Annotated in this window: 11 protein-coding genes and 1 tRNA gene; 5 read left to right on the plus strand and 7 right to left on the minus strand. The window is 58.9% G+C overall.

The annotated features are described in order from the left end of the window. A partial coding sequence (locus MRY80_RS15495; protein WP_293291959.1) for a hypothetical protein occupies positions 1-1238 on the plus strand: 1238 nt, incomplete at its 5' end. A 333-nt stretch (positions 1239-1571) separates the two neighbouring features. On the opposite strand, the gene MRY80_RS15500 is transcribed toward MRY80_RS15495, so the two are convergent. The 3 genes from MRY80_RS15500 to MRY80_RS15510 all read right to left on the minus strand — a co-directional run bounded on the left by MRY80_RS15500 (position 1572) and on the right by MRY80_RS15510 (position 3989). Beyond that, positions 1572-2087 carry an antirestriction protein ArdA gene (locus MRY80_RS15500; protein ID WP_293291960.1) on the minus strand — a complete coding sequence of 172 codons (516 nt, stop codon included), beginning with the start codon at positions 2085-2087 and terminating at the stop codon, positions 1572-1574. Beyond that, positions 2084-2290: a hypothetical protein gene (locus MRY80_RS15505; RefSeq protein ID WP_293291961.1), complete on the minus strand. Its 207-nt coding sequence runs from the start codon at positions 2288-2290 to the stop codon at positions 2084-2086. The genes MRY80_RS15500 and MRY80_RS15505 overlap by 4 nt, the downstream gene beginning before the upstream one ends. A gap of 289 nt (positions 2291-2579) precedes the next feature. Next, positions 2580-3989 (minus strand): MobA/MobL family protein, encoded by a 1410-nt coding sequence (locus MRY80_RS15510; RefSeq protein ID WP_293291962.1) that lies wholly within the window; start codon positions 3987-3989, stop codon positions 2580-2582. 253 nt (positions 3990-4242) lie between these two features. On the opposite strand from MRY80_RS15510, the gene MRY80_RS15515 reads away from it, so the two are divergent. Together MRY80_RS15515 and MRY80_RS15520 are read left to right on the plus strand one after the other, a co-directional pair. Then, positions 4243-5868: a type IV secretory system conjugative DNA transfer family protein gene (locus MRY80_RS15515; protein WP_293291963.1), complete on the plus strand. Its 1626-nt coding sequence runs from the start codon at positions 4243-4245 to the stop codon at positions 5866-5868. Beyond that, positions 5868-6800 carry a M48 family metalloprotease gene (locus tag MRY80_RS15520; RefSeq protein ID WP_293291964.1) on the plus strand — a complete coding sequence of 311 codons (933 nt, stop codon included), beginning with the start codon at positions 5868-5870 and terminating at the stop codon, positions 6798-6800. The genes MRY80_RS15515 and MRY80_RS15520 overlap by 1 nt, the downstream gene beginning before the upstream one ends. 33 nt (positions 6801-6833) lie before the next feature. On the opposite strand, the gene MRY80_RS15525 is transcribed toward MRY80_RS15520, so the two are convergent. The 3 genes from MRY80_RS15525 to MRY80_RS15535 all read right to left on the minus strand — a co-directional run bounded on the left by MRY80_RS15525 (position 6834) and on the right by MRY80_RS15535 (position 9048). Then, the gene (locus MRY80_RS15525; protein WP_293291965.1) at positions 6834-7289 is read right to left on the minus strand and encodes a MucR family transcriptional regulator; all 456 of its coding nucleotides are present in this window, start codon (positions 7287-7289) and stop codon (positions 6834-6836) included. Positions 7290-7750: 461 nt separating this feature from the next. Continuing rightward, on the minus strand, positions 7751-8887 hold the full coding sequence (locus tag MRY80_RS15530; RefSeq protein ID WP_293291966.1) for a site-specific integrase: 1137 nt from the start codon (positions 8885-8887) through the stop codon (positions 7751-7753). An 85-nt stretch (positions 8888-8972) separates the two neighbouring features. Then, a tRNA-Lys gene (locus tag MRY80_RS15535) sits at positions 8973-9048 on the minus strand. Positions 9049-9251: 203 nt separating this feature from the next. Here MRY80_RS15535 and MRY80_RS15540 point away from each other — a divergent pair. Further along, a complete protein-coding gene (locus MRY80_RS15540; protein WP_293291967.1) occupies positions 9252-10019 on the plus strand; it encodes a cytochrome c biogenesis CcdA family protein in 768 nt (255 codons plus the stop codon). Here MRY80_RS15540 and MRY80_RS15545 read toward each other — a convergent pair. Further along, on the minus strand, positions 10016-10945 hold the full coding sequence (locus tag MRY80_RS15545; RefSeq protein ID WP_293291968.1) for a DMT family transporter: 930 nt from the start codon (positions 10943-10945) through the stop codon (positions 10016-10018). The two genes, MRY80_RS15540 and MRY80_RS15545, sit on opposite strands and share 4 nt — an antisense overlap. A 125-nt stretch (positions 10946-11070) precedes the next feature. Here MRY80_RS15545 and glmU point away from each other — a divergent pair, with 125 nt between their 5' ends. After that, positions 11071-12426 (plus strand): bifunctional UDP-N-acetylglucosamine diphosphorylase/glucosamine-1-phosphate N-acetyltransferase GlmU, encoded by a 1356-nt coding sequence (gene glmU / locus MRY80_RS15550; RefSeq protein WP_293291969.1) that lies wholly within the window; start codon positions 11071-11073, stop codon positions 12424-12426. Positions 12427-12444: the final 18 nt, after the last annotated feature.

A 12444-nucleotide genomic window follows, 5' to 3' on the forward strand; every position in this document is an offset into this window, starting at 1 on the left:
ATCTGTTCTTCCGTGAAACGCTTCCGCTTCATTTGTCCGTCCTTCAATCGAGGCCGGACTCTAACTCCAAATGGAGGAAAAACTCAGTGGCAGGTCAATATGTTAGTTGTATATATAATTCATTTTTAAACTATTTTTATCCAATATTTTTTGGACTCTTGTCGTTATATATATTTGCGGCAGCTGTTTCAGGTTACATTTCTTACAAAAGGTTCGAAGCGCAAAATAAATCTGAAATACACGAATCGGAGCGAGTAGAATTTGTTGGGACGAAGGCATCAAGCAATCATGATGGTTCAACTAATTCTTATTCGGAATCACCAGCTAGCATATGGAGGTTTGGAGAAAATTCCGCGTGGCATCCTCTGAATGGATATCAATATCCTGCCTATGGTGTTTGCGACGAGGGATTGCATAACGCATCATGTATTGGCTTGGTGTGCTTGGGTCATGAATTGTACTTCTTGTTGTCGGGATCTGGTGGTCAAATGGTGGGGGATGCAGAGTACCATGTCACGATTGACAATGATGAGTATCTCATCATCGTAGAACCTTCAGATTTGTCTGGTTTTTCATACGAGGCTCGCTCAAGGGAGTCCGTAAACGCGAAGTTTATTGATGGTCTAGAAATTGGAGAAAGGGTGGAGGTTCGAACGCCTGAGAAGACGTTTATCGCACCTTTGAACGATAGCGGATCTAACATAGCAAAATTGAAAGATATGTGCGGCAATCCTTCGAAGGAGCCTGAACAATCGATTCCGGATGAAACCGGTCATGAGGTTGGGGGAAATGATTTGCAAAAAGCGAAACGTTTTTCAGAAATTCACTTTGTACCATTTGAAAATTCCTGGGAGAGCTTGATCTACAGAGGATATACAGGTTATGCGGTGTGTGATGTAAATGTTGGTAAACATATATGCATAGGGTTATTTTGCTACCGCGCTCACATTCATCTCGGTGTTATCGCATCACCTCCTCTGTTGGATAAAGGGGATTTGATGGAGTTGTATCAAGGTGGCGTAAGTCAAAGATTTACCGCTCAATTCGCGGAGTATGAAAATCCTGCGAGCCCATTCTTTGTTTCAGCCGAACGAGTCAACAAAAGCGCAATTAATGCGCTAAAGGAGGGGAAGGAATTTGATGTTACGTTCGGAGAAATATTAGTAAATGCTGGGCTGTTGGGGAGCCGCATTGCAATTACTGAGCTTCAGCGCATCTGCCCAAGTTATGATCAGTAAGTAATGTAATACGTATTTATTACTGTTGAAATCTATATCAAGTAAAAGAACGGCGCGAGAGCTGTAGAGGATTGAATTTCAGATGGCGTAGGCCGACAATATTCGCCACCTACTAATACGCGAAATTGGAACTTGAATCTATAACAGATGCCACCTCGGCAGGTGGCGAAGTTTCCTAGCCGTGATCAGCGACACGGGCAGGTTGCCTGCGCCGATTTCATGAACGCCGCTGGGACATTGTTCTCGATTGCGCCGTGTGGCCGTTGTTCGTTGCAGTCTTTGCGGAACGCAATACCGACGATCGTCGACACAGTCGGCAATGCGAGTAGCGCGCTACCCGCCGATCAATAGGATCTCGCGTTCGAGTTCGGTTACAGAACCTTCCAGCACCATATCGCGCCCCAGCCGCTCATAGTCGAGGTAGCAGGCCAGCCGATCTGGCAGCTCATAGCATTCCTCGATAATCTGCTCGGCGTATTCGGCAACGTTGCCCCGAAAGATGCTGTAATCATCCCATTTTGGCGCCAACTCTGCCATCGCATAGCCGTCTTCGGCCAATGAGCAGGCAATCAGATAGCGATCCTCGTCATCATCCAATTCGTCCAAGAGCTCGAACCATTCGCCAAGATTGGCCTGATTGACGCCAACGGCGTTGAACAACCGGTGCTGCTCACCATCGATGTGCTGGAGTTCATACTCCTCAACGGGATTGCCGTACCGATCCCGATTGGTGGCGGCTTTTGCCTGATATTGCTCAAGCGTCTCGAAATAGAAACCGGTGGCATCGAGGCTGTAAGGCTGGGCGAAGTACACTGACTCCGCCCCGGTGTTGAGACCGACGGTACTCATGCGTCCGCCTCCTGCTGAGCCTTGATCTTGCGCACAACGGTGCGGCCCTCGACCAGCGGCGTGTAGTTGATGATCAGGTTGAGTCCGTCCTGATCCTGGTGCTGCCAGCCGACCCCAATCTTGGTCCAGCGTGCTTTGTCTTTCTCGCCGACAACATGAAAGACTTCATGGGTCGGGATGCGTGGTGTGGTTGATTTAGCCATTGGTGTTTTCCTCTCTTGATTTCGCCAGCCGCCCCGTGCGGCCGGTCGACAAATCAAAGAGGATGGCCCTCAAGGACTGGGGGCATGGTCTTCTCGGGAGACCGCGCAGCGGCGGAAGACCATTGCGCGCGGGCCGGGCCAGCCTATTTTTGGCGACTTTCCGGCCAGCGGCGGCTTGGCAGTAGGAGCAAGGGAAAACGGCAGGTGGCCAACCACACCGCACCGCCCGGTGACAGTCCGGCTGATCGGTTATTCAGAAGAAAAGCGGCGCTTCGGAACAGACGGCAGCTCAGCGCTCAGGTTCGCGGCGGTCCGGCTCGTCTTCTTCACGTAGATGCTCTTCCAGCATCCGTTCCTGCACCAAATCGAGTTCACGGGGATGCAAAGCTTCACCGTTTGGTCCGGGCACCGGCAGGTCGCGTTCCCAGTCCCGGTATTCGGGCCTCAATGCCTCCAGCTTCTCGCGCACATCGGGCCGCATCCGGCGGAGCTTTTCAGCGCGATCGCGTTCCCGGATGGCCTGCATCCGTTCCTGCAGAATGAAGTCTTCAACAAAGCGGCGTGCTTCTGGTGGCGCATCTCGCATCGCCTGCAGCGCCTCGTGTTCATGCCGGTTCCGCATCATGGCTTTGGCTCGTTCCAGCACACTGGCATCATATTGCGCTTGAGCGCGGTCGTGGTCCTCATTCGGCTGCCGGGACTGATACGCTGCCAGATAGGCGTTGGGTTCAAGTTCGGGGGCAGGGCCTTCATCCCGGGTTTCCGTACGTGCCCGCTGCAAGGCGTCCTGATACCACGGCACTGCCGGGGCGGGTTCAAGTAAGTGGTCAGGCTCCGCCTGCGCTTCCTCTTCGAGGCGCTGGATTTTCTGTTCATCCCAGTAGCGTTGATGTTCATCCCGCTCCTGGGTGGTGAGGTCGGGCGACGCCACCGGTTCCGGTGGCCATGTCTCCCGACTGGTCAACAGGGGATAGTGACGACGGTCATGCGCGTCGGGCTTCGCCATTTCTCTCTCCTCGCTTACGCGCCGCGCGTGTTCACGCTTTTGTCGGCGCTCCATCGGATTGGGCCCGCGATGCACGGTCGGTTCCGCCTCGATGCCGCGGGCCTTGTAACTGCGGTGATCAACCCGCACGGTTGATCCGGCTTTTGCCAGATAGCGGTTGCTGATGTCCGCCCACGCCTTGCGGACGTTTTTCACAAACTGGCGATGTTCCAGCGCGGCGAGCTTTGCGCCGAATCCATCGGCGATCAGCTCACGGGTGGTCAGCAGAATATGGATGTGGGGATTGTGATCCGTGCCATCCTCATGAATCGCGATATCGGCAACGCAGCCCATGGCGACAAGCGGCGCGGCAAACTCCTCCAGCAGCGTCGCGCGCTGCTCGACCGGAATGTCCCGCGTAATGGCCGCATCAATGGTTTTGGCCAGCCGGGCGTCCCTGCGCTTGGCAGACAAATCGACCTTGTTCCAAAGCGCTACCCGGTCGCCCGCCCAAGCGGGCGCACCGTCCGGCAATAGGAGCCGGGAGCACACCACATCCACCCGGTGATCGAAATCCACGAACCGCTTCTCCGCCTCTGACCAGAGGCGCTGCCCGGCATTGTAGGCGGCTTTGGCCACGGCGATCCGTTCCCCGTGCTTCCCGCCTCTGCGGGAGAGATTGTCAATATGGCAATGGATATTGCCATCCTGCATCCGCAGCCCCCCAGCGGTTAAACCCACTCCGCGTCGCGAGTCGCACGGCGTGGGGTGCAGGGGGTATCCCCCTGCCGCACTTCGGCGTTTCAGTCGGGTGTAAGCCCGACGAAACGCCGCAATGTTGCCGACCTGTATCTACAGGTCTGGCAACATGTAAGTGCGCTGTACACTTTGTCTATAGAAGTAGTTGACTCATTTCGCTCGCCATTACTAGTGTTTTGCGGTCGAGGGGTGTGGGGAAATTAGTGTCTTGAGTAAAGACCCTTTTGAGATGGCCAAAGGCGCGTCGCGGGATGTTGCGCGTTCCTGGCAAATTGGTGCGAACATCGGCACATCTATTTCCGGCTGGCGGCTGAAGCGCCAGTTGGAGAGTGAAGGTTACGATGCGTTGACTGTGGAAGCGGCCGTCGAAGCGCTCAAAGCCGGTCGTAATCCTGAACCGATCCTGCAGCAGGCTCGGCACGCCTATCAGCTCCGCCGCAAGCAGGCCCAGATGCGGCGCAATCCGCCACCGATCCACGGCTCGGCACGCTGGGCCTCAGCGGAAGAACTCGATCAGGCCGGGTTGTTCCGGCCAACGAACGGCCACAGCCTCTCGCTGGGCGCGGTCAATGGCGAGCCTTTGACTTGGGACGGAGAGAGCCATCTTCTGACCGTAGCGCCCACGCGCACCGGCAAGGGCACCATGCAGATCATCCCGAACCTGCTCAATTATCGCGGGTCAGCGGTGGTGCTCGATCCCAAAGGTGAGATCTGCACCCACACGGCCAAATGGCGGGAGGAGAACGTTGGTCCGGTCCATGTGATCAATCCGTTCGGGGTGGCGGGCGTGCCTACTGCGCAGGCCTTCAATCCGTTGGATCAGGTGACCGACGCGCACAGCGCCATGGAACTGGCGGAGATCCTCTATCCGCGCACCCATGACGAAAAGCAGCAATTCTTTGAAAATGAGGCCATCGCATTCCTGACCGCCGTACTGGAATTCACGGCGCGGTTTGCCGCGCCTGGGTTTCGCAATCTCGGCACCATTCGGGACTCTATCTCCACCCTCGATCAGGGCTTGTTCGGGCTGGTCAAGGCGATGGCGGACGCCACCATGCCGCCCTCGATCCGCAACGCGGCCACGAACTTCAAGACTAAGTCCCGTGACACCGGCCAGCCCCGTGTGCTGGACAGTCTCAATACCCACATGCGCATCTGGGACAGCGAGGGTTTGCGCCGCTGCACCGCGCGAACCGATTTCACGTTCCAAGGCCTGAAAGACCAACCGGCGACGGTCTATTTGGTGCTGCCGTTTGACAAGATCGGCGCCTATTCGACCTTCGTGCGCATGATCTTCGCCACCGCGCTTGATGCGATGCTGGGCAATCCGTCCAAGCCCGACATCCCGGTGCTTTTCGTCCTGGACGAGTTTCTGGCGCTCGATCGCGACGATCGGTTTGTCTCGGCGCTGCGCACGCATGCCAGTGCCGGGGTGCGGCTGTGGTTCTTCCTGCAAGATTTGCCGACACTGGAGCAGAAGTACCCGACCACCTGGAAGTCGTTCCTTCAGGTCGAGACCAAGACGTTCTTCGCTACGGATGATCCGTACACGGCGGAGCTGGTGTCCCGCTATCTCGGTGACCAGACGGTTGCCTATGAGGTGCCGAACATGTCCGCATCAACCACCGGCGGCACTTCAGCTTCGGCGAGCTATTCCATCTCGGAAAACCTGCACCTCACGGCGCGCAAGCTCCTAACCCCGGACGAAGTGATGGCCTTCATGGCGGGGGACTATCGCGGCCGCAAGGCCATCCACTTCCTGCGCAACCTGCGCCCGGTCCAAGCTGATCTCACGCCATGGTTTGAAGATGAACTGCTCAAGGAGCGGGTTTGATGGCCCGCCCGCGCAGATTCCCCCAGCATCCCGTCCTTCCGACCGTGTTGCTGTTGGTTATTGGCGCAGCGCTGGGAGCCTTGCTGGGCGGGTTCTTTATCTTCACCTCATCAACGTTCGCAATGGCAGTAGCTGGTCCATTCGGGCTCCTTGTCTTCGGTCCCGTCGTCCTTGCGATGTACGCGGTATCAAACACCTGGGCGCTGATCGGCGCTCCGCTCTGGGCGTGGCTAGGTGGCAGCATTTTCACCGCCTTTTCAGTCGGCAAGGGTGGCGGTGCGGCCGGGGCGATGCGGGTCACGTTCTTTTCGGAAGAGCACGCCATCTACAAAGTCACCCGCCGCATGACCGATCAAATGGGAATTCCGCCCATACCCTTCATCGGTTGGTTTCCAAACGAGGAAATCAACGCGTTCGCCATGGGCACCAACCCGAACAACACCCTCATCGCCATCAGCAAAGGGGCGGTTGAAAAGCTGACCAAGGGTGAGTTGCACGCAGTGATCGCCCATGAGCTGGGCCACGTCGCCAGCAACGATATGGCGCGGATGGTGCATGCACGGGGTATTCAGGAGGCCTTGACGTTCTTCCTGCTGTTTCGCGGTTTAAAGCGGATCGCACGCTGGCTGTTCACCCCGCTCTCGGAACTGGAGATCTTGCGCTTCTCCCGCGCGCGGGAATACACCGCCGACGCCATCTCCGCCCAAGTCACCCGTCCTGACTTGATGATCTCCGTCCTGGAAAAACTGGCGGAAGAGAAGGCAACTCCGCGCCTACGGGGCCATGCCAATGTCATGATGTGGTCGGGATTTGAAAGCCGCGGTTGGCTAAGCACCCACCCACCCCTCGATAAACGCATCGCCGCTCTCAAGGAGCTCTGCGCACAACCAGCACCAACAGAAGAAGAAAACGCGCCAGTTCCTGCCGAATAGTCGCTCTCGGCAGGATGCTTCGCAAGAGCCCGATCAGGCCGCCTTCTTCCGCCCGGGTTTTGTTTTGAGTGCGCGCTTCCGCCCCAATCCCATTTCACGGGCAAGCGCAGAGCGCTGGGCGGCATAGGACGGTGCAACCATCGGATAATCTGCCGAAAGCCCCCATTTCTCACGGTATTGTTCCGGTGTCATGCCGTAGTGGCTCATAAGATGCCGTTTCAGCGACTTGAACTTCTGACCGTCCTCCAGGCAGATGAGGTAGTCATCCGTGACCGAACGCTTTGGATTCACAGCGGGCTTGGGCTTTTCAGCTTCAGACGCAGTTTCCGAACCATCGAGTTTCTTGAGGGCTTTGTGCACCTCGCCGATCAGCTTCGGGAGATCCGCGGTCGTGACGGCGTTGTTTTCAACATAGGCAGAAACGACGGCGGCGGTCATGCGCGCGAAACGTGCATCGTCTGTGTCAGAAGCCCGGGAGGCAATATCCATTCTGGTGTCTTTCTTGTGTTCGTTGATTGCGGTCGCACCAACACTGAATCAGTCCGACTGCAAGGGGGATGAAATCTACATAGAAAGGATTTTCAAGAAGGAAACCGCGCCGAAGCGCGATTCCCGGCGAGATTCTGTGTAAAGGTTACCAGAAACTCTCGCGGCTACTCCTCAAACTCGGATGCCTCCAGTATGGCCAACCCGATCAGATAGCACAGGAAGGTACGATCCTCTTTCTGTGCGATGAGGTAAGCGATCTGGAGAAAGTAGAGTACATCCATCTTCAGCCCCTTTCTTGGCTTATTGACCGGAGGGGCGGGAGATGGATCAGGAATTGCCCTGCATATCCAATTAGTTGGAATGCATGTCACAATCATTGAAACAGCCCCATCTTCCATGGTTAGGACTGTGCAGGGCTGCGGCAATTTCCAAGATAGTCGAATGCGCAGACTTGGTGGAAGCTACTTCCTCCGCACGTTGATGGCGCGGGCATCCAACGTGTTTTTTAGATGGACGGCATAATGCTTCTCGATCATCTCGACGCTGGTGCGGCAGTTCTTGGCGATCTGATAGATATCCGCGCCTTCCAGCAGGCGGAGGCAGATGTAGGTGTGGCGCAACGAGTATGACGAGCGGCGGTTGCCTTCACGGTCGAATTTGAGCTCACAATCGGCCAGAGCCCGATTGAATTGCTTCTTGTGATCTTGGGGGAAGACGAGATCGGTCAGTTTCGGATTGTTGCGCTTGGCTAGCCGCTCAAACGGGAAAACGGCACCAGTGGTGCTTTTGCAGTAGCCAACCCCGCGCTTTCCGCGCACTTCAATCAGCAGGATGCGCTCACCGGTTTCCTCATCCTCTTCGAACGTGACATCACGGTATTCCAGCCGGTTGGCCTCATCCGGCCGCAACCCCGTATTGGCCATAAACAGCACGTAATCGTGCAGTTGCTCGGCGGCGTGTTGCCAGTTCAGGCCTTGCGCCGATTTGGCTCGTTCGCGGGTGTAGGTATAGAGCTGCTTATATTCTTCTGGCGAAAACCACGCCCGATGCGCGATCTTGCCGGAAGCGCGATAAGGCGCGGAGAAGTCCGGCAGATGACTGATCCAGCCGTGCCGCAGGGCGGTTTTCATCACCTGCCGGAGCGTGACCGTTTCATGGTGCAGTGTGCTGCGTGACGGCACCTTTTTCTGCGGATCCTCTGTGGTCATCCGCATGACCCGATAGTCCTGCACCATGCCTGCCGTGATTGTGCTCAAACCCTTCTCACCAAAATAGGGCAGCAGGTGATTGTTCAGACGGGCTTCATGATCCTTGACGTAGCGCGGATTGCGCTCGCCATTGGTGAGAGCTTCGTACTCAAGCAGGAACCTCTTGGCGGCATCGGCGAAGGTCTTTTCCGGCGTCAGGGTGCCAATCCGACTTTTGCCGCGCAATTCAAAATACCAGTCCTCGGCGAACTCCTTAGCCTGTGACAGGCTGTCGGTTTTCGTGCTGACGCGCCACTTTTTCCCCTCCAGCCGTGCCTGCGCCTGCCAGACGGAACTGTTTTCACGCCGATAGATTCGGACCTTGTCGCCGAGGATGTAGTGCGTGCTCAAAACGCCCTCCAAACTGTGTCCACAGTGTGTCCGGCAATTTTGGCTATTCTGCGGCGATCCGATCGCCTTAACTCTTTGATTTTGTTGGTGAGCGCGCAGGGGTTCGAACCCTGGACCTACTGATTAAAAGTCAGTTGCTCTACCAGCTGAGCTACGCGCTCCCGAAGCGGACGGACCGCTCAAGACGCGACGTTCATAGGGATGGCGTCTTGAAGGGTCAACCGCTATTTGAACGCATATTCTGCAAAAACGTGGCATTTCGACGCCGCGCGAATTGGTGATTTCACCGTGAAGCGCGCATGTCCTATGACACGGGCGAACCGGCGGCGACGCCGACTGCGACACCGAACCGACCGGAACCCCGATGGCCGTCGACATTTCCTATCTGAGCGCGCTCGGCGCGGGCGCGATCTCCTTTCTTTCTCCCTGCGTCCTGCCGCTCGTTCCGCCTTACCTCTGCTACATGGCAGGCGTTTCGATCGACCAGTTTCGCGGCGAACTGAATTCCACCGGTCAGGGAACGGGCCAGGCTGCGCAGCCCGCCGTTCGGCTGCCGCTGATTCTGGCATCGCTGGCTTTCGTGGCGGGCTTTTCCACGGTCTTCGTCGCGCTGGGCGCAGGCGCCTCGACGATCGGCGGCGTGTTGCGCGCCTATCAGGACTGGCTGGCCGCCGCCGCGGGCATCGTCATCATCGCCATGGGACTGAATTTCCTCGGCATCTTGCGCATCGGCCTTCTGTCGCGCGAGGCCCGTTTCCAGACCAGCGGCGCACCCGCCAATCCCTTGGCCGCCTATCTGATGGGGCTGGCTTTCGCCTTCGGCTGGACCCCCTGCATCGGGCCGGTGCTCGGACCGATCCTGACGCTGGCCGGGGCGCGTGACAGCGTAGGCGAGGGCGCTGTCCTTCTCGCCGTCTATTCGGCGGGGCTCGGCATCCCGTTCCTGCTGGCGGCGGTTTTCTCGGGCGCCTTCATGCGGTTCATGCAGAGTTTCCGGCGTCACCTGGGAACCGTCGAGAAGGTCATCGGCGGCTTGCTGGTGATTGCCGGCGTCCTGTTCCTGACCGGCGGCATGCAGTCGATGTCGTTCTGGCTGCTGGAGCATTTCCCCGTTCTGGGAACGTTGGGCTAGCGAGACCCGGCAGCCCGCCGTCGAAGAGCGCCGGCGGGAAACGTCGCCAGGATGACGCCTGCCATGACGAGCGCGATGCCGCCGGCATGGAACAGCCGGAACTCCTCACCCAGGAACACCATCGCCAGCATCACGCCATAGGGCGGCAGCAGATACATGAAAACGCCTGCCAGCGACGCGCCCAGCGCGCGAATCCCGTACTGGAAGGTCGAGAAGGCCAGCAGAGAAGAGATGAAGACGATGCCGGCAATCGCCGCCCAGCTCTGCGGCTGTGTCGGCAGCGCATCGCCTTGCGACAGTTCCCAGAGCGCGACCGGCAGGTTCGCAAGCGCGCCGAAGATCGCCACCAGCCCGAAGAGCGGCAGGTTGGCTGTCTGCCGCAGCGATTCGGAACGGTAGAGGATCGAATAGCCGGCCCAGCTCGCCGCGGCGACGAAGATGAGAATGTCGCCGAGGTTGAAGGAGAGCGACAGCGCGGTCTCGATCGATCCGCGCAACACGATCACCGCCACGCCGATGAAGGCGATCGCCATGCCCAGCACCTCGCGCAGATGGCTGCGCCGCCCGGCGAAGAGGCCTTCGAGCAGGAGGATCAGCACGGGCGACGTCGTGTAGATCAGCGTGCCGTTGGTGGCCGTGGTGTATTTGAGCCCCAGATAGACGCCGCCGCCGCAGATCCCCATGCCGAGAATGCCGAGCAGGGCCAGACGCTTCCACTGGTCGCGCACAAGCGGTCCTAGCGTTGCGCGATGGAGGTACAGCACCGGCGCCAGGAGCAGGGCCACCGACGCCCAGCGGATCGTGGCCAAAAGGAAAGGCGTGATTTCGCCGGTCACATACCGCCCGAACACCAGGTTCGTGGAAAAGAACAGCGGCGAGGCGATCATGACGAGATAGGGAAACAGTGGGGAGCGGCCGGTCGACATGTCTCGGCCAATAGGCGCTCCGATGGTCCGCGGCAAGCCGGCAGGAAGACGCCCGCTATGGAATTGATGCGGGAATCCCGCTATGCGCGTGCTGCCGTAACCGATGAGCGATCCGGAGACCTCCCATGGCGCGTAGCTGCCTCACCATCATCCTGGCTGCCGGTCAGGGCACGCGGATGAAATCCGCGCTGCCGAAAGTGCTTCATCCGGTTGCCGGCCTGCCGATGGCTGCCCACGTCGCGGACGCCGCGGCTGCCGCCGGGTCCGAAGCGGTCGCGGTGGTAGTCGGTCATGGTGGAGACCAAGTGCGCTCGGTGCTGGAGGGCGTGCTGCGGGACGCGAGCTTTCACGAGCAGACGGAGCAACTCGGCACCGCCCATGCCGTTCTCGCGGCGCGCGAGGCGCTGGAAAAGGGCTATGACGACGTGCTCGTGATGTTCGGCGACACGCCGCTCGTGCGTCCGGAGGTCATGCAGCAGGCGCGTGACAGGCTGGCGGCGGGTGCATCGGTCGTCGTCGTGGGGTTCCGGCCCGATGATCCGACCGGCTACGGCCGATTGGTCGAACAGGACGGCGCACTGGTCGCGATCCGTGAGCATCGTGATGCGTCGGATGAGGAAAAGGCCATAAGCTTCTGCAATGGCGGTATCATGGCGTTTTCGGGTATCGAAATCCTGCCGATCCTCGACGCCGTCAAGAACGACAACGCCAAGGGCGAATACTACATGACCGACGCCGTCGAGATCGCGCGCGGGCGCGGCGGGCAGGTCGTCGCGATCGAGGCTCCCGTCGAGGATGTCGTCGGCGTGAACACGCGCATCGACCTCGCCGCGGTGGAGGCGCTGTGGCAGGCGCGCGCCCGCGAGCGGTTCCTCTCGCAGGGCGTGACCATGACCGCGCCCGACACGGTGTTCTTCCATCACGACACGGCGATCGACCCGGATGTGACGATCGAGCCGAATGTCGTGTTCGGCCCCGGCGTGACGGTGCGCACCGGCGCGCGCATCCGTTCGTTTTCGCATCTCGAAGGCGCGATCGTGGGCGAGGGCGCGGAAGTCGGACCCTTTGCCCGCCTGAGGCCGGGTGCGCATCTGGCGCACAAGGCCAAGGTCGGAAATTTCTGCGAGGTCAAGAAAGCCGAGATCGGCGAGGGCGCGAAGGTCAATCACCTGACCTATGTCGGGGACGCGACGATCGGCGCCCACGCCAATATCGGCGCTGGCACGATCACGTGCAATTATGACGGCTTCAACAAGCACCTGACCGAGATCGGCGCCAACGCCTTCATCGGTTCCAACTCCGCGCTCGTTGCCCCGGTCCGGATCGGCGACAGTGCCTATGTCGCTTCGGGCAGCGTCGTGACGGTTGACGTTCCCGACGATGCCGTGGCCTTCGGCCGGGCGCGCCAGGAGAACAAGCCCGACATGGCGTCGAAATTGCGCGCCCGCTTCAAGGCCGAGAAGGACGCGAAGAAGGGCTAGGATCAGGCCTGCGGCCTC

The organism is Oricola sp. (assembly GCF_022763245.1).
Taxonomy (GTDB): domain Bacteria; phylum Pseudomonadota; class Alphaproteobacteria; order Rhizobiales; family Rhizobiaceae; genus Oricola.